The organism is Streptomyces sp. NPDC021356, assembly GCF_040641015.1.
In the GTDB taxonomy this organism is placed as follows: domain Bacteria; phylum Actinomycetota; class Actinomycetes; order Streptomycetales; family Streptomycetaceae; genus Streptomyces.
The window spans coordinates 1-15,960 of record NZ_JBFACU010000072.1 but is presented as its reverse complement, the minus strand read 5'-3'; the positions used below and the strand labels follow the sequence as shown (position 1 = coordinate 15,960).

Below are 15,960 nucleotides of genomic sequence, written 5' to 3'. Positions count from 1 at the left end.
GGCTGATCGCCACGGGCGTCACGACGGCTGAGGCATCGCTGGCGGTCGGAGTGTCGTGGCCGGTCGGTACTCGATGGTTCCGTCAATGCTGGCGGCATGCCGCCGATCTCTCTGGCCGAGCCCACCAGTCGCTACCTGACCTTCGAGGAGCGCGAGGAGATCGCGATTCTGCGGGCCCGGGACAAGGAGGTGCGAGAGATCGCCCGCGCGATCGGGCGTGACCCAGGGACCGTCTCGCGCGAGTTGCGCCGCAACGCCGCCACCCGCGGCGGGAAGCAGGAGTACCGGGCCACGGTCGCTCAGTGGAAGGCTCAGCAGGCCGCGAAGCGCCCGAAGGCAGCCAAGCTTGCAGGCAACGACAGGCTGCGTGAATACGTACAGGAACGGCTCGCCGGCAGTGTCCGTCGTCCCGACGGCACGATCGTCACCGGGCCCAGGACGCCCGCGTGGAAGGGGCTGAACAAGCCACACCGGCAGGACAGAAGATGGGCGACGGCATGGAGCCCGGAGCAGATCTCGCACCGGCTCCAGGTCGACTTCCCCGATGATGAGTCCATGCGCATCAGCCACGAAGCGATCTACCAGGCCCTGTTCATCGAGGGCCGTGGTGCGCTCAAGCGGGAGCTGGTCACCTGCCTGCGTACCGGCCGGGCACTACGGAGTCCCCGTGCGCGGTCGCAGAACAAGCCGCAAGGGCATGGCACCGCGGACGTCGTCCTCAGCGAACGCCCCGCCGAGGCCGGGGACCGCTCAGTCCCCGGACACTGGGAAGGTGACTTGATCATCGGAGCGGGCCGCTCCGCGATCGGCACGCTCGTCGAGCGCAGCAGCCGCTCCACGCTCCTGGTGCACCTGCCCCGGCTCGAAGGCTGGGGCGAGAACCCGCCGGTGAAGAACCGCACCTCGCTCGGCGGCTATGGCGCGATCGCGATGAACGCGGCGCTCACCACGTCGATGGCGAAGCTGCCCGAGCAGCTACGCAAGACCCTCACCTGGGACCGAGGGAAGGAACTCTCCGGCCATGCCCAGCTCGCTCTCGATACCGGGACGAGGGTGTTCTTCGCCGATCCGCACTCGCCCTGGCAACGACCGACGAACGAGAACACAAACGGGCTGCTGCGGCAGTACTTCCCGAAGGGCACCGATCTCTCCCGGTGGTCGTCCGCGGACCTCGAAGCCGTCGCGCTGGCGATCAACAACCGGCCCCGCAAAGTCCTCGGTTGGCGGACGCCGACCGAGGTATTCGAGGAACAGCTACGCTCGCTACAACAGCCCCGTGTTGCAACCACCGATTGAAATCGCCGAGTACGTCTCCCGGCGGTTCAAGCGGGCCTGCCGCCGTCTCGATGTGACGCAGTCCATGGGCAGAGTCGGCTCGTGCTTCGACAACGCCGTCAGCGAGGCGTTCAACAGCGTGCTCAAAGCCGAGTACGTCCACCGGCACACCTTCGTCACCCGCACCGAGGCCCGGCTGAAGATCGCCACGAGGATCACCGGGTTCTACAACACCCGGCGGCTACACAGCGTGTGCGGGTACCGCAGCCCGATCGACTACGAACACGACCACCGGGCCAACTCCGCCTTGGGGCTGGCCGCTTAGAAGATCTCCACAGTTCGAGGGGATTGACACTCAGCGTGCGCGCTTCACGGAAGTCGTGCCAGAACCGGTAAAACATGCACAGAGCCACGTCGGGATGTTCACGACGAAGGGCAGCAGGGCGCAGCCCGGGAGGCACTGACCGCCGGCAGCACGCCTGACCGCCGCGGGGCCCATCGGGAAGGGACGACACGGGCACCCTACCCTGCCGCGACCAGTTGAAGGTCATCTCATTTGGCGAGTCGGCGATAGCAGATGAGGGTGCCGGCGAGGCTGGTGGAGGCACGCGGGCCGCCCGACGGTACGGCATGCCACCGCGCCCCGGGGACGACAGCTGTCTTTCTCGTCGTCGAGGACCTTCACCGGAGCCAGTGAACGGACATGGTGCGGACAACTGCGCGTCAGTACCATACGGTTCGAGATCTCGCGAGCGCATCCCACACCGGACGAGGAGACCACCGAATGGAATCACGCGTCTTATCCGCGGCCTTTCTTGTCGTTGCCCTGACCGCCGTCACGGCCTGCGATTCATCGGGAGACGGAAAGCACACGGCGTCGGCGCGGCCCAGCAGCACCGCGCCGAGGATGCGCCAGAATTCCGTTGTCGGCGTCGTGGGAACGAGCCCGGGGACCAAGGCGGTGGGTACTCCCTCGACGGCCAGGGTTGTGGGCCTGGGCTACGAATTCCACCTGCTGGGAACGGCGACGCCCCCGGTCGTCAGCACCGACCATGGGCCACGCCAGGCGGCAGCGGGGCAGCGGCTGCTGCTGGTCCGTTACGACGCCACCGGCTCCCTGGGCAGGCAGTCCGACTTGGACACCCCCGGTCTCACCAAGAGGGCCACCCTTGTGGTGGACGGCACCCGTACCGTCCTCAGTCCGGACGCGCTGCCGTCGGGACACGACGAAACCGTCGCGATGTCCGTCGCCGAGAACGCCCACGACCTGTCCCTCGAAATCGAGACGGGAGATCTCGTTCAGTCGCTTTCCCTGGTGACCGGAGAACGCTCCGGCGCTGATCCGGTGGTGCTCTACCGGACGGACGCCGAGAACCAGGATGCGACGGGTTTCCCGAGCGTCACCGCGGAAATCTCCAAACGCCTTTCCTTCCCTTTCGCTCTCATCTCCTCGAACGGGCAGCAGGACACGTTCCCGGACGGGAAGTACCCGACGACGATCGACGTCGAGAAGGCGCATCTCACTTACACCCTCACCCAGCCCGACAACGAGCTCAGGGTTCCATCGAGTCCCGACAAGGCGTTCCTGACCCTCGACACCCAGGTGACCGGAGGAAACAGCTGGATGACGGCTCTCCCCACGAAAGACTTCGTCCTCACCACCGACAAAGGGCAGAAAGTACCGGCGCAGCGGTTCGACGATCCCGGGCTGCGGACGGGCGACCTGCAGGACTCCGACAACGCCTTCTTCGGTGGAAAGGTCTACTGGGAAGTGCCCGGTGACACCAAGTCGGCGACGCTCACGATCACGGCCACGAAGAACCACCATATGGGAGGGCTCTTCAACAGTTCGATGCTCGACTACCACAACAAGAGGCAATCCCTCGACATACCGTTCTGACCGGTTCCGGCCAGACGTCCACCACGCCTGACCGGGCGCCCGTGAGCGCCGGTCCCCGCCGTCCCGGCGGGGACGGACCCAGGGCTTCGGCGTAGTTTCGTGACGCCCGGTGCGTGACGATCCGCCAGTTCGGCGGTGCCCCGGAACGTGACAGGCACGGCTTCCAAGATCATGGAGTTCTCTACGCCCTGTGAGTCCGGCTGTACGTGGCAGCAGCTACCGTCGGCGTCGTTCGGGCCGTCCGGCGCGACGGCCCACCGCCGGTTCGCCGAATGGACGAAGGCCCGGGTGAGTGGCCAAGGGGCCCTCACCCCTGATCTTGGACACTCGAGACAATGGATCTTGAGCATCTGAGAGGGCGTTAAGTCCGTTTCTGATAGCGGCCGCGTCCCGGTTGGGTGAGGAGTCCCTGGCGGACGAGTCGTCCCAGGCGGGAGCGAGTGACGTTGATCGAGGGCTCGTCGGTGGGCAGGCCGAGGTGCTCGTGCAGATCGCGGACGCGGAACACCTTCCCGGGGTGCTCGTTGAACGTGGTCACGATGCTCTGGTAGACGGTGGCGGTGGCGGTCTCCGCGGAGGCCGTTGCCTGGTCGGGAGGGGTGAGAGGCCGTCGATGACCTTGCGGGTGGCGGCGAGCTCGGCCAGGCGGGCTTCGGTCTCGGCGAGGGCGGTGGTGAGCCGCTCGATCTGCTCGCGCAGGCTGTCGGCGCGGGCTGCGGTCTCATCGTGTTCGGTCTGCAGTAGCCGCAGGAGTTCGCAGACGTTCACGCGGCCAGCTCCACGTCATCCCGCCAGGTAGGGGCAGGGGTGGTGAGGCGGCGGAGCATGCCGGCGGTGGAGGCCCAGTAGACGCGGGAGGCCGCGTTGTCGGGCCGGTGGTCGTAGTCGCGGGCGAGGCGCCGCTGCAGCATGAGGGTGCCGTTGACCTGCTCGACCACCCACCGCTTCGGTGGCGGAACGAAGCCCTTGCCCTCCTTGTCGGGGTTGCGTCGGACCACCTCGACGGTGATGTCCTTCACCGCTCCGTGGATGACCACCGCGTCTTTGCAACCCTGGTCGACCAGGACCTTCTCCAGGCGCATCCCGCACCGCTCGGCCGCCTGGTCCAGCAGGGCGATGCCGGCCTCGTTGTCGTGCGCGCTCGCGGCGAGGATCACTACACCGATGATCAGGCCCAGCACGTCGACGGCAAGTCCCCGCTTCCTGCCGGGCGTCTTCTTGTTCGCGTCCAGTCCCGTCGTCTCCTTCGGCACCCCGGCCGCCACGCGGACGGACTGGGTGTCGATGATCACCAGGGACGGGTCCTCTCATCGTCTGGACCGCTCCCGCACCTGGCAGCGCAGGATTTCCTGGATCCGCTGGTCAAGGCCGTCCTCGCGCCACAGGGTGAAGTAGTAGAACACCGCCGACCAGGCCGGGAGGTCGTGCGGCAGGAGCCGCCACTGACAGCCCGTCCGGTTCTGGTAGAGTAGCGCGTTCACGACCTCGCGCAGGTCGCAGGACCCCGGGTCCCCAGTCGCCGACCGCGCCACCCGCTCCTGCTTCCACGCGGTGACCAGCGGCTCGATCAACGCCCACTGCTCGTCGGACAAGTCGGTTGCGTACGGCATCCGTTCCATGTCCGCGACCCCATCATGCACACGACATGACGCGGGGACGGAACCGTCCCACCACCCACGAACGGGCGACACCACATCATCAAGAACGGGACTTAACGCCCTCTCAGAGCCATCGAGTCGTCGCGGTTGAGCTGGGTCATGAGTTCGCGGTGGGTCGTGCGGGCGGCGTTGAGCTCGTCGCCTTGGTCCTGGAGCTTGAGTTAGCCGGGCCGGGGTCTCCTGCTCAGGCGTGCCCGGCCGTCGGCTCCCACAGCGGGCGAGCGCGTCCGGTCCCGTCGCAGTGGAAACAGCGGCCACCGCCCGGGGTACTCCGGGCGTCGATGGTGCCGGAGGCGTGCCGGAAGAGCCGGGTGAGTCCGGCGATGTGTGCCGCGTGGACCGGGAGCTCCCGGCGTCTGCTGAGGGTGAGCTCCAGGGCGACGCCGGGTCCGGTGAAGTGAGCGTGGGGCAGGTCACCGGTCATCGCGCGGAGCGTCTCATTCACCTCGCGCATCGTCTCCGCGCCCGTCAGCTGCACCCGGGCCGCGAGGATGGTGTCGGCGGCCGCGGTGAAGGCCAGTAGCCCGACCGGGCGGGCGAGCGGCCCGACACGACCTACAGGGTCGGGATGGGTGTGGTGGAGCTGGGCCAGGGCGTGCCACAGGTCGCCCGGCAGATCCTGGGGTGCGTTCTCTTCTCGGCTGCGTCTCATACGGCCTGTGTAGGGCCTCCGGTGGGCTGTCACCGTCGGATGGGCCCGTCCGTCCCGCCCGTTGGTGCGGTGACTTCGGGGTCGGTCCCGCTGTGCGGCCTGGCGGCTGCTGACCGCACAGCGGGCACTCGGTCACGTCCGCCGGCGGAACCAGCCGCGGCTCCGGCCCGGCTCGGGGTCGTCCGCCGGCTCCGGCGGCGTGGCGGCCTGGAGTCGGGCGGCTTCGGCGGCGGCTTCCTGGCGGGCGACGTCGTCGGCGTGGCATGGGCCGCACACGGACTTGTCTCCGGCCCGTACGGCGGTCCGGTGCACGGTGATCTCCTCCCAGCGTTCGTCGGTGAACTTCCGCCCGCAGCGCTTGCACACCGGGCGCTCCGCCTCCCGCTGTGCGGCGCGGCGCTGCTTGTCCTCCGCGTCGGCGCGGGCCTCCTGGGCGCGGTAGAGGGCGTGGCCGTCGGGGTTGTCGAGCGCGTCCGTCAGCGTCTGCTTCCCGGTCCGTCCCAGCCGCCGCCACACCGCCGCACCGGCGCCGTGCTCCGTCAGCTGCTCCAGGGTGGTGACGACGACGGGCACCGCCTGGCGGTAGTCCCGCGCGGTGACCGCCTTCGGGTAGAGGGTGTTGTACCGGCGCGGCGCCCAGTAGCGGCGGCCGGCCTCCTCCAGCACGGCGACCGTGTTGGCGACCTTCGCCTCAGTGGTGTCCGCGAACACGAACGCCACCGGGACCAGGCCCTCCCGGCCGGTCGGCGGGTAGACCCTGCGCCACATCCGCTTGTCGTGGTCGACGTGCTCGATCGTGTCCGGCCGGGAGCGGACCAGGTCCACGGTGGGCTTGTCCGCGTCCTTCGGGAGCAGCCGGCCCCACTCCCCGTACCGGCGCAGCTTGGCGACCAGGTCGTGCGCGTCCTCGGAGCGGCGGTCGAGCTCCAGCAGCAGTATCGACACCCCGGCCTCCGGCGCCCGCACCCCCAGGTCCGCCCGCTGCACGTACCCGTCCGCGAGCCGGTGCCCGATCTCGGTGGCGAAGCCGAGCCGGTGACCGATCCCGGCACGGTGGAGTTCGGCGGCCGTCGTGGTGACCGCCGCGGCGTGGTCGTCGTAGCTGGCGCCGAGCAGCTTCCCGGTGACCGGGTCGTACTTCTTCTCGCGCAGTGCCGAGACCCGTATGCCCTTCGGCTCCAGCAGCTTCTTCGCCTCGCCGTGTCCTCGCTTGGTCAGCACCCACACCTGTCGCTGGTCCTCCCGGACTGCTTCGATCCTCACCAGGTGGTGGTCCTCCAGATCCCGGAGGTTGTCCCGCACGAGCTTGTCGTGCTGGTTGCCCGGACGGGTCAGCTTCCACAGCTGGTCAGGCGTAGCCCTCTGGAAGATCCCGAGCGCCTGCAGCAGTTCCCGGCGTCGCGGCTCGGTCGAAGTCCTCCGGTGCTTGGGACGCCTTGCTACATCTACATGAGGGTTGTCGGACCTGCGGCGACCCCCTGTCCACCGTGCCTGACCTGCGGAAACGCCCGACTTCTGATGATGGGGCGCGGAGGGGGCGATGGAGGGGTCCACGGAGGGGGCCTCTCCAGTCTGGTCGAGGTGCTGCTCGGGGTCGTCTGCGGACACAGAATGCTCCTGGAGGTGGGGCGAGGCCTATCTCGCCATTCACCTTCTACTGGTTGGAAATTCGGGCTCCGTGTGACGCCGACCTCGGAAAACCCCTCCGTCGTGACCGCATCGTGATCAACCGAAGGGGGAGAGGAGAGTTCTCCCCCTTCAGCGGCCGGACTCTGTCCACAGGGCCGCGGTTCGAGGGTGGCTTCGAGGCCGCCGCGATCAGCGGGGCGGCCCGACGATGAGGAGCCCCTTATGCCCGAGAACACCGTCACCGCGCCGCTCGCCCCGATGGAGCCGGAGGACGTCGCCGCCGCCTTCGCCTACATCCGGGCGATGCAGGCCGACGACATCGACACCGCCTGCGCGGTCGCCGACGACACGGGCCCGGAGCTGCACCGGCTGCTCCTGGACGTCGCCGCGCGGGTCTTCATCCCCATCACCGCCGTGGACGACCGCGACGGGGAGCCCTGCGCGCACTCCTTCCTGGCCGCGGCGCTCGGGCGGCTGCTGCTGGAGCTCCTGTGCCACGGCGTGTGCCTGGGCGGTCTGCCGGGCATCGCCGACACCATCACCCGCTTCACCGAGAACATCCTCACCGAGGACCACGGCGACGTCGCCGACGTCCTGCGCCAGTTGGAGGCCGCGGGGATGAAGCAGGCGATGGACGCGCATCCGACCACCGCGTAGCCGCAACCTCCGCGACGGTGGTGGTGCGGTGCGGCGCGCATCCCCGGCGCACCACCGCACCACCGTGGTGCGCTCCCACCGCACCATCGCACCGGCATCGCCGGGCGCCTGCGGTGCGGTTCCCGGCATCGCTGCACCGCGCCGGGGCGCGCCACGGCCGGGCGGGCTCCTCTATCACAGACCCCCTTGACCGCGACCTGATCGCCAGCCGATGCTTCGCGGCGACCTGCCCGTCCGGTGCCAGGTAGTAGCCGTCTCCGAGCCGGATCGGATCGATCGAATCCAGCGGCACGAACGCATCGATCTCCACCGTGCGGGCGGTCGGCAGCGGCAGGTTGTCCAGCTCGGCGTCACTGATCGGGATCACCTGGTCCCGGCTGACCTCATACCCGTTGCCGATCTCCGACTGCTCGACCTCCCGGCCCTCCAACTCGCACACCTTCCGATACCGGACCCGGCCGCCGTCCTCCAGGTGGTACTGGTGGAAATGGACCGAGTGGTCCTCGGTCGCCGACTGGACGTGGATGGGGACCGTGACCAGGCCGAACGAGATGGCGCCGGACCAGATCGTTCGAGGCGTACAGACAGCCCTCTCTCATCAGCCCCGAGCACCTCCAGGCTACGAGCCCGCCCGCCCCACGGCACCCAGACACGTCTCCCTCGCGAAAGGGCCGCCGACGTAGGCGGCTCACACGGCCCCAGAAAGGCTGCGTACGGTGGGAACGTGACGACGCCCCCTGACCCTGCTGCACCCGGCCCCGTGCCGGTGCGGGTCGTGCTGCCTGCCGACCCGCTGCTGGGGCATCCCGAGCAGGAGATCGTCGCGCGGCTGTGGAGGCGGCGGCAGACCGAGACCGGCCGGGTGTTCCAAGTGGGCCTGCCGTCGTACGAGGGCAGCGAGGACGGCGCCGTGCGGGCCGCGGAGTACCGGGTGCGGGTCCGCGCCCCGGAGCACGAGCGGCCGGTCGACGGCGTCGACTACGACTAGGTCCCCACCGACCGGCTGGAAGCGCCGCCGCCGTCAGCCGTCCGCGAGATCTTCGGAGAGCGCCGCCCGACCGGCTGGGTCATGCAGAAGGTCCGCGTCGGGCGCGGCTCCGCCCGGCGCGTCCTGCACGCGCCCGACTGCACCGACGCGCCGCAGGGCGCCCTGGTGCGGCGTATAGATTCAGTTTTGTGGCTGATGCGGATGCAGAACAGACCGATCGCAGCGACCCACAGTGGCACAAGGATCGGCGACAGGACGGCCATGATTATGAAAATACCTGCACTCACGGTTTCTCCGCTCGGATGAAAGGTCCCGGGCCGCACCTCCTGGCGGGCTCACCGGACGATTAGGCGACCACGAGCTTCCCCTGCGTCCCCTTCGCGTCCGGCAGCCGGCCGCGGATCAGCAGTCTCGGCCTCGAGACCTCGCGCCTTGCTGGGGCCAGGCAGCGGCGCTCTGGTCGAAGTCTTTCTTGCAGGCACGGCAGTGGGTGAGATCGGATTCGGTCAGCTGGGGGTGCGCCGACGCCTGCTGGGGCGCGGTCCCGAGCCGGCTCGGGTGACGTTCGCCGCGGTCGCCGACGCCGGACTCAGGATCTGGCGCGTAGCAGTACAAGCACATCCGGATCCGCGCCGGCAGGTCCCCACCGACCGCCTGGATACGCCGGCACCGCCGTCGGCCGTCCGCGAGCTCCTCAGCGAGCGCCAGCCGACCGGCTAGGTGTATTGACCCGCAGGGTTGTTCACACGGCTGATCGGTGGCTGGCCTCCGAGTGAGGTTCTCCCGCACTGCGGGGGAACCTCAACCGCAGCGGGAGTGCGGTGGGGCGTCCTGTGGGGCCGGCTGGACCGGTCGTACAGACCGGCTTCTCCCTCCTGCCTCCAGCGGCGCAGCCACTTGTGGGCAGTGGGCCGCGAGATGCCCATCTCAGCGGCCACATGCGCGACGGGACGGCCGGAGCGGACACGCTCGATCAGCAGCCGCCTGCCGTGAACGGTCAGCCGGGCATTACGGTGGGACACGAAGACCTCCGTGCGGTGCGTTCCTAGACAGCTCCACCACACCGGAGGTCTTCGCCATGATCAAGCCCGACAGGCGTCAACCACGCTCATGGTCAATACAGCTAGGCCGTGCAGAAGGTCCGCGCCGGTCCTGGACCTGGAGCGCGCCCTGGACGTCGCGGAGAACCCGGCGGGCAGTGGGGACTGGTCGCCTGACCTGCGGTCACGGCCAGTCTCGGGGGCACGGGCCAGGGGGCTCCGGGAACGACGGGAAGGCATGATGGTGATCATGACAACGACGTCGTCCGGCGCCTTCCTGCCGATCCTGGAGCGCATAGCCGAGGAGCTGGAGCACACCCCGGGCCGGGGCCGCGCCGCCGACTACATACCGGCGCTCGCCGCCCGCGACCCCCGCAGCTTCGGCATGGCCGTCGCCGAGCTGGACGGCACGGTGTACGGGGTGGGGGAATGGCGCCAGCCCTTCTCCGCCCAGTCCATCACCAAGGTGTTCACCCTCGCCCTGGACCTGGCCCGCGAGGGCGACGAACTGTGGGAGCACGTCGGCCGGGAGCCCTCCGGCAACCCGTTCAATTCGCTGGTCCAGCTGGAGTACGAGAACGGCATCCCGCGCAACCCCTTCATCAACGCCGGTGCCCTCGTCGTCACCGACCGTCTCCAGACCCGTACCGGGGACGCGGCCGGCGAACTGCTGGCCTTTCTGCGCGCCGAGAGCGGGAACCCCGCCCTGGACTTCGACACTTCGACAGGGAGGTCGCCGCCTCCGAGACCGCGCACGGCGACCGCAACGCCGCCCTGGCCCACTTCATGGCGTCCTACGGCAACGTCGACAACGAGGTGCCGGTCCTGCTCGACCAATACTTCCGGCAGTGCTCCATCGCCGCCTCCTGCGCCGATCTCGCGCTCGCCACCGGCTTCCTCGCCCGGCACGGCATCCGCGCCGACGGCAGCCGGCTGCTCAGCAACAGCCAGGCCAAACAGGTCAACGCGGTCATGCTGACCTGCGGCACCTACGACGCCGCCGGCGACTTCGCCTACCGGGTCGGCCTGCCCGGCAAGAGCGGGGTCGGCGGCGGGATCATCGCCGTCGTACCGGGGCGGTGCACGCTGTGCGTGTGGAGCCCGGGCCTGGACGAACGCGGCAACTCGGTGGCCGGCGTGGCCGCCCTCGACCGGTTCACGACGCTGACCGGACTGTCGGTGTTCTGACTAACCGAAAGGCCCCGCCCCGGGGCATGAGACGAAGGGGGGCGGGGGTGACCTACGAGGAGCACCTGCTCGACACCCGTCTCCAGACGCGCGCCGACGACGTGAAGGGCAGCGCCGTCGCGGCAACTCCAGTGGATACTTCCTCGGGGCAGGCATCGTCAGAGCTCCTCTCAGGATCCCTATCTGACCTGCCGTCACCTCTCCCCGCATCTCGGGGGAACCTCACACACGCCACATGTCACACGTCGATGGCCTACTTGAATGCGGATACGTGGTCCGTGAGGAAGGTTCGCAGGCTACGGGGATCGTGTCCGGTGAGGGTGGTGACGTCATGGGACAGCCAGGCGGCATCTCCTTCAGCGATCAGTCCGAAGACCTGGGCATTGGAGGCGGCGACCGGTTCGGGAAGCCCAGCTTGGACCATGGCCTCGCGGTGCTGGTCGGGCGTGAGCCGGCGGTACTCGATCTCTTCGCCCAGGGCGCGGGACAGCTCGACGGCAACGTCGGCGTAGGTGACGAGTTCAGGACCGGTCAGCAGGTGGGTGCACCCCTCATGGCCGGCGGGGTCAGCTGCGACGGCCGCCGCGGCTGCGGACACGTCACGTGAATCGATCATGCCGGACTGGCCGTCGCCGGCAGACATCACGAACCCGTGTGTCTGCTTGATCACCGGAGCCATGGAGAACAGGTTCTGCATGAGCAGGTTGGGGGCGAGGAGTGTGTATGTCAGGCCGCTCGCTCTGAGGTGAGCCTCGATGCGTGCATGATCCCGGCGGCGGTCGACGGGAGAGTTGTCCGTCGCCTTGTGGTTCGTGATCTTGACGACGTGCTTCACAGCCTGGCCGACGGCACTGTCGATGGCCGCGATCTCCTGGGTGGGAACCGACGGGGTGATCAAGACAAGAGTGTCGACACCGGCCATCGCCGCGTCGAGTGTGTCGGGCTGGTCGAAATCGCCGACAGCGATCTCAACGCCACCCCAGCTTCCGTCCTGCGGCGCACGTGCCGCATCCCGCACCAGTGCCCTGACGGGGAGACGCTCGCTGTTCAGGAGCCGCACCGTCTCGGTACCGATCTTGCCCGTCGCTCCAGTCACCAAAATCATGGCACCTCCATCGTCAGCATCAAGGGGGTGTGCGCAACGCGTCACAGTCTCTCCAGCCTGCCCAGGTGGCGTATCGTTTGTGAAGTAGGCACCGTCTGGATATATAGGTACCTGATGGATACCGACTCGAAGATCACCTACTCGAAGGATTGCCCGTCGCGCACCGTCGTGAGTGTGCTGGCGAACAAGTGGTCGCTCTACGTTCTGGGCGTGCTCGGCCAGAACGACCGTCCCCTGCGTTTCACCGAACTGCGCCGACATGTCGAAGGCGTGACCCAGAAGTCCCTCACGCAGGCGCTCCGCAACCTCGAACGCGACGGCCTGGTCAGCCGCACCGTCTACCCGACGATCCCTCCACGGGTCGAGTACGCCCTCACCAGCCTCGGCCGCGAAGCGGAAGCACTCACCACAGCCATCGCGGACTGGTCCAGGACAAACGCAGCCCGCGTGCATGCAGCACGCGGTGCCTACGACGCCCGTACGGGAGAGGCATGAGAGGCCGCTGTCACAGAGCGCGTCTGCGGTAGTTGCCGGGCGGTCTTCTTCACGCCGGCCTTGGCCTCGGTCCCTGACCGCTCCTTCACCCTGGCGTGCCCGGGGCCCGCGGCCTGGATCTCCCGGGTCGGCGGCCCGGCCGGGCCGCCGATCCGTGGGTCTGCCGGCCGCTCCACGGCCTCACGTGGGTGGGCCGTACCGCCGGCGGATCCGCTCGGCAGTCCGCCTCGGCGGTCAGCTGCGCCAGTACCGTGCCCGAGGTGCCGTCAGCCGCTCAACTGCGATCACGCTTCCATACCGTCTGCCAGGGACCGAACTCTTCGCAGGGCAGATCCCTCCAGGCAATTCCGGTGCGGTGCCGGTGGGGGATCCCTTCGGCGATGCGGCGGTGGTCGGCGAACGGACGCCGTGCCTTTCCTGCGTTGCGGGGGAAGACAGGGGCCAGGCGTACCCACTGCTCGTCGGTCAGCAGGCGCATGCGCCCGCTCGTGGTCACCGGGGCGGGTAGGCGGTGGCCAGCACGGAGACGGTGACCTGATCAGGCAGGACGCGGCCGTCACTCAGGTCCGCGCGGCTCACGTGACGTGCGCTCGGCGTCATCGCTACCAGATCCAGGGCATCCAGCCTCGACAGGTGCGCGGGGTACTCCACCCGTGCGGTGACCGCGGCCTCGAAGAAGGGATGCAGAGCCCGGTGCAGGCGATGTTCCTTGGCCGGGTCGATCGTGACCATCGCAGGCAACCGGCTGCGCAGCTCAGCCAGGTGCCGCCCGGTGGGACGGATCACGATCAACCGGCCGGTCGGGCGCAGCACCCGGTGGAACTCGGCCGGGTTGCACGGGGCGAACACGTTCAGCAGGGCATCGGCCGCCCCGTCGGCCAGCGGGAGGGGACGGAAGGCGTCCCAGGCAACCGCGGCGGCTCGGGCGGGGGCTCGGGCTGCTGATCGCAGTGCGCGCACCGACGTGTCCAGACCCAGACCGCGGGCGCCGGGCAGGTGGTCGAGCACGCCGGCCAGGCAGTAGCCCGTGCCGCACCCCACCTCCACCACCGTGGCCTGCTCGGACACGGCGTCGGCTGCCAGGCGGGCCCCGACCTCGCGGATGGGCGCGTAGGCGCCGGTGGACAGGAACCGGTCCCGCGCCTGGATACCGGCCGCGCGTCGTCGCCGCTGGTGGCGCGGGTGCCCGTCAGCAGGCCTGCGTAGCCGTGGCGGGCGATGTCGAAGGTGTGGCCCACCGGGCAGCGCAGTGCACCGCGGTCGGGCTGCAGCGGGCGCGTGCGGCACGATGGGCAGCGCAGCAGGTCGAGGGACAGCTTGAGGGCAGGGGGAAGTGACACGGGCACGAGGCACTCCTGGCAAGGGTGAAGGGAAGAGTCCGTGCCTGCGGCTGCGCTCAGAGCGTCACTGCCTCAGAAGGGAACGGGAAGCGACGGGAGCGTGGTCCACGCAGCAGCACACCAAGGAGGGCGACGCCGTTCGGTATCGCCCTCAACGCCTTCCGGTCACAGGAAGCAGCAGTGCGGGGTGCTCATGAATGCCACGTCATCAGTCTACGAGAGTCGGCGAAGGGGCCCGTACGCCACCGAAGTCGCGAGACACGGCCCAGTGCCGCATCAGGCAGAGTTCGCCGTGTCCGCGAGCGTCTGGGTGCGCAGCCCGATCGGTAGGGTCGGGGCCTGGCGCGCGATGCGCCAGGACGTCATGCAGAACGGGGCGGGCAGTGTTGACAGTGGATGTCGCTGTGGTGAGCGGGCTCGTGTACGGAGCCAGTGGACAGCGTGTGGACGTCTATCGGCCTGCGACTGCATCGGAGGCTTCGCCGGTCGTGCTGCTCTGGCACGGAAGAGGTCCCGATGAGCGGGACGTTCTCGCGCCGCTCGCCCGGGCCGCGGCTTCGCTGGGTGTCGTGTGTTTCGTCCCGGACTGGCGGCCGGACGCCGATGACACCGGTCGAACCCACCTACGCGAGTCCGCCATGTTCGTCCAGCAGAACGCAGCCGAATTCGGCGGGGACACCGGCCGGATCGCGCTTGCCGGCTGGTCCCTGGGGAGCAACGCTGCGATGGCTGCCGCCATGGACCCCTGCGCACTCGACGGCTGGAGACCTCGCGCCGTCGTCGGTATCGCCGGCGGATACACCCGACCGGAACCGCTGACGGCCCGCGCCCCCATCGACGGACTGACAAGGGCCGAAAAGTCGCTGCCGGCCATCCCCGTCCGGCTGATCCACGGATCTGCTGATCCGGTCGTGGACGTCCGACAGTCACGCCAACTCCATGCGGCTCTCCAGCACCGGGGCTGGCCAACCTCACTCGAGGAGCCCGACACCGACCACGCCGGTGTGATCATGACCGAGTACGACCCCGAGCTCCGCCGCTGCCGACCCAGCCACGCCGACCACGCCGTACGGGCCGGAAGCCAGACAGCCCACCTTCTCTTCCACGCCGCCCATGACACACCTCGCACCTGCTGAACGGTCCGCAGGCCGTCCTGAGCGCGGACCGCTCGGCGACCCGTGATCGCTTCTGCTCGTGGGTGAAGTGACGCGACGTCCGGACGCTGGTCCGGATGGTGCAGTGGCGTCAGGCTGTGCGGTGGCAGAACGGGTACGCGTCCGGGAGATCGACAACGACGAGGGCAGGCGGCTGCTGCGGTTCATCCGCAGAGGTACCGGTTCGGTGGTGACCTGGCGGCGGCCCCAGATGGTGCTGTTGTCCGCACAGGGACAGGCACGTTGTGGTGGACGCAACGCCGACGCGATCAGGGCGAGAGGCGGACCTGTCAGCCCATGAACTACGAGACCTGAGCGTGGTGTTCTGCCCCGCCGACGCCCTGCTCGGCACGAACTCGCCTGTACGCGCGTGCGCCCTGCACGCCCTCACTGCCGGCTTCGGGCGCGGTGAGCGCGGTGGATACCGGGTGTCGGTGCGCCTCGGGTGTGGTGCTGACACGCGAGGCGCGGCCTTGACCACGCCGTACTGTGCTGTTGGTGCCCTGACCGAGCGCAGTCCGCTCGGCGTCGTCCAGTTCAGCGGTGCGCAGGACGTCCCCAAAGGAGGCCCCCGATCTTGTCGGGACGCTGTGGGGGCAGACCAGGCAGGGGCCGTGATCGCTTGCGTAGGCGGGCGGAGTCGCCGCTGCTCATGTCGTGGGGATCGGTCCAGCCCGGTGGGTTCCGGTCAGCAGAGCTTCGGCATGCTTGCGGAAAGCGGTGACCAGACGGCTGCGGTCGCCGGCGCGGGTGGCGAGTACGACCTGGCTCGGTTCGACCCCCCGCAACGGGACGGTGGTCAGGCTGGGATGCAGGCCGGTCGCGTGGTCGAGGGGCGGCCCGATGGCCACGGCCTGCCCCGCGGCGATGAGTTCGTGC

11 protein-coding genes and 10 pseudogenes are annotated in these 15,960 nt (G+C 69.1%); 10 read left to right on the top strand and 11 right to left on the bottom strand.

The annotated features are described in order from the left end of the window. The 4 genes and pseudogenes from AB0G56_RS41200 to AB0G56_RS41185 all read left to right on the top strand — a co-directional run. Window positions 1–1,296: pseudogene (locus tag AB0G56_RS41200) on the top strand (IS30 family transposase); the annotation flags it as partial. Further along, window positions 1,277–1,600: an integrase core domain-containing protein gene (locus AB0G56_RS41195; protein WP_360981186.1), complete on the top strand. Its 324-nt coding sequence runs from the start codon at window positions 1,277–1,279 to the stop codon at window positions 1,598–1,600. The pseudogene AB0G56_RS41200 and the gene AB0G56_RS41195, both read left to right, overlap by 20 nt. 459 nt (window positions 1,601–2,059) lie before the next feature. Continuing rightward, the gene (locus tag AB0G56_RS41190) at window positions 2,060–3,175 is read left to right on the top strand and encodes a hypothetical protein (RefSeq protein ID WP_360981183.1); all 1,116 of its coding nucleotides are present in this window, start codon (window positions 2,060–2,062) and stop codon (window positions 3,173–3,175) included. Window positions 3,176–3,370: 195 nt separating this feature from the next. Then, window positions 3,371–3,466 (top strand): annotated as a pseudogene (locus AB0G56_RS41185) (IS5/IS1182 family transposase); the annotation flags it as partial. A gap of 70 nt (window positions 3,467–3,536) precedes the next feature. Here AB0G56_RS41185 and AB0G56_RS41180 read toward each other — a convergent pair. From AB0G56_RS41180 to AB0G56_RS41160, 5 genes and pseudogenes are all read right to left on the bottom strand, one after another. Then, window positions 3,537–3,713: a type IV toxin-antitoxin system AbiEi family antitoxin domain-containing protein gene (locus tag AB0G56_RS41180; protein WP_266993349.1), complete on the bottom strand. Its 177-nt coding sequence runs from the start codon at window positions 3,711–3,713 to the stop codon at window positions 3,537–3,539. Beyond that, on the bottom strand, window positions 3,710–3,943 hold the full coding sequence (locus AB0G56_RS41175; protein ID WP_360981179.1) for a hypothetical protein: 234 nt from the start codon (window positions 3,941–3,943) through the stop codon (window positions 3,710–3,712). Before AB0G56_RS41175 ends, AB0G56_RS41180 begins: the two co-directional genes overlap by 4 nt. After that, window positions 3,940–4,794, bottom strand: a pseudogene (locus AB0G56_RS41170) (IS5 family transposase). Before AB0G56_RS41170 ends, AB0G56_RS41175 begins: the two are co-directional and overlap by 4 nt. A gap of 223 nt (window positions 4,795–5,017) precedes the next feature. Further along, a complete protein-coding gene (locus AB0G56_RS41165; protein ID WP_360981176.1) occupies window positions 5,018–5,485 on the bottom strand; it encodes a hypothetical protein in 468 nt (155 codons plus the stop codon). A 132-nt stretch (window positions 5,486–5,617) separates the two neighbouring features. After that, window positions 5,618–6,820, bottom strand: coding sequence for a hypothetical protein (locus AB0G56_RS41160; RefSeq protein WP_360981189.1), 1,203 nt, complete (start codon window positions 6,818–6,820; stop codon window positions 5,618–5,620). Window positions 6,821–7,336: 516 nt separating this feature from the next. Between AB0G56_RS41160 and AB0G56_RS41155 the strand changes: the two genes are divergently transcribed. Further along, window positions 7,337–7,771: a hypothetical protein gene (locus AB0G56_RS41155; protein ID WP_360981173.1), complete on the top strand. Its 435-nt coding sequence runs from the start codon at window positions 7,337–7,339 to the stop codon at window positions 7,769–7,771. A gap of 214 nt (window positions 7,772–7,985) precedes the next feature. Here AB0G56_RS41155 and AB0G56_RS41150 read toward each other — a convergent pair. Then, window positions 7,986–8,339 (bottom strand): annotated as a pseudogene (locus AB0G56_RS41150) (Ku protein); the annotation flags it as partial. 156 nt (window positions 8,340–8,495) lie between these two features. On the opposite strand from AB0G56_RS41150, the gene AB0G56_RS41145 reads away from it, so the two are divergent. Continuing rightward, the gene (locus AB0G56_RS41145) at window positions 8,496–8,759 is read left to right on the top strand and encodes a hypothetical protein (RefSeq protein WP_360981170.1); all 264 of its coding nucleotides are present in this window, start codon (window positions 8,496–8,498) and stop codon (window positions 8,757–8,759) included. An 800-nt stretch (window positions 8,760–9,559) separates the two neighbouring features. On the opposite strand, the pseudogene AB0G56_RS41140 reads toward AB0G56_RS41145, so the two are convergent. Beyond that, a pseudogene (locus AB0G56_RS41140) lies at window positions 9,560–9,781 on the bottom strand (leucine zipper domain-containing protein); the annotation flags it as partial. Window positions 9,782–10,040: 259 nt separating this feature from the next. Between AB0G56_RS41140 and AB0G56_RS41135 the strand changes: the two are divergent. Continuing rightward, window positions 10,041–10,987 (top strand): annotated as a pseudogene (locus AB0G56_RS41135) (glutaminase). A 253-nt stretch (window positions 10,988–11,240) separates the two neighbouring features. On the opposite strand, the gene AB0G56_RS41130 reads toward AB0G56_RS41135, so the two are convergent. After that, window positions 11,241–12,092, bottom strand: coding sequence for an SDR family oxidoreductase (locus AB0G56_RS41130; RefSeq protein ID WP_360981167.1), 852 nt, complete (start codon window positions 12,090–12,092; stop codon window positions 11,241–11,243). Between the two features lie 114 nt (window positions 12,093–12,206). Between AB0G56_RS41130 and AB0G56_RS41125 the strand changes: the two genes are divergently transcribed. Further along, the gene (locus AB0G56_RS41125) at window positions 12,207–12,587 is read left to right on the top strand and encodes a helix-turn-helix domain-containing protein (protein ID WP_360981164.1); all 381 of its coding nucleotides are present in this window, start codon (window positions 12,207–12,209) and stop codon (window positions 12,585–12,587) included. Window positions 12,588–12,873: 286 nt separating this feature from the next. Here the strand turns inward: AB0G56_RS41125 and AB0G56_RS41120 are convergent. After that, a pseudogene (locus tag AB0G56_RS41120) lies at window positions 12,874–13,083 on the bottom strand (transposase); the annotation flags it as partial. Beyond that, window positions 13,080–13,933, bottom strand: a pseudogene (locus tag AB0G56_RS41115) (putative RNA methyltransferase). The pseudogenes AB0G56_RS41115 and AB0G56_RS41120, both read right to left, overlap by 4 nt. Window positions 13,934–14,319: 386 nt before the next feature. Between AB0G56_RS41115 and AB0G56_RS41110 the strand changes: the two are divergent. Together AB0G56_RS41110 and AB0G56_RS41105 are read left to right on the top strand one after the other, a co-directional pair. Continuing rightward, a complete protein-coding gene (locus tag AB0G56_RS41110; protein ID WP_360981161.1) occupies window positions 14,320–15,063 on the top strand; it encodes an alpha/beta hydrolase in 744 nt (247 codons plus the stop codon). Between the two features lie 121 nt (window positions 15,064–15,184). Further along, a pseudogene (locus AB0G56_RS41105) lies at window positions 15,185–15,313 on the top strand (IS630 family transposase); the annotation flags it as partial. A gap of 418 nt (window positions 15,314–15,731) precedes the next feature. Here AB0G56_RS41105 and AB0G56_RS41100 read toward each other — a convergent pair. Then, window positions 15,732–15,960, bottom strand: a pseudogene (locus tag AB0G56_RS41100) (LysR family transcriptional regulator); the annotation flags it as partial.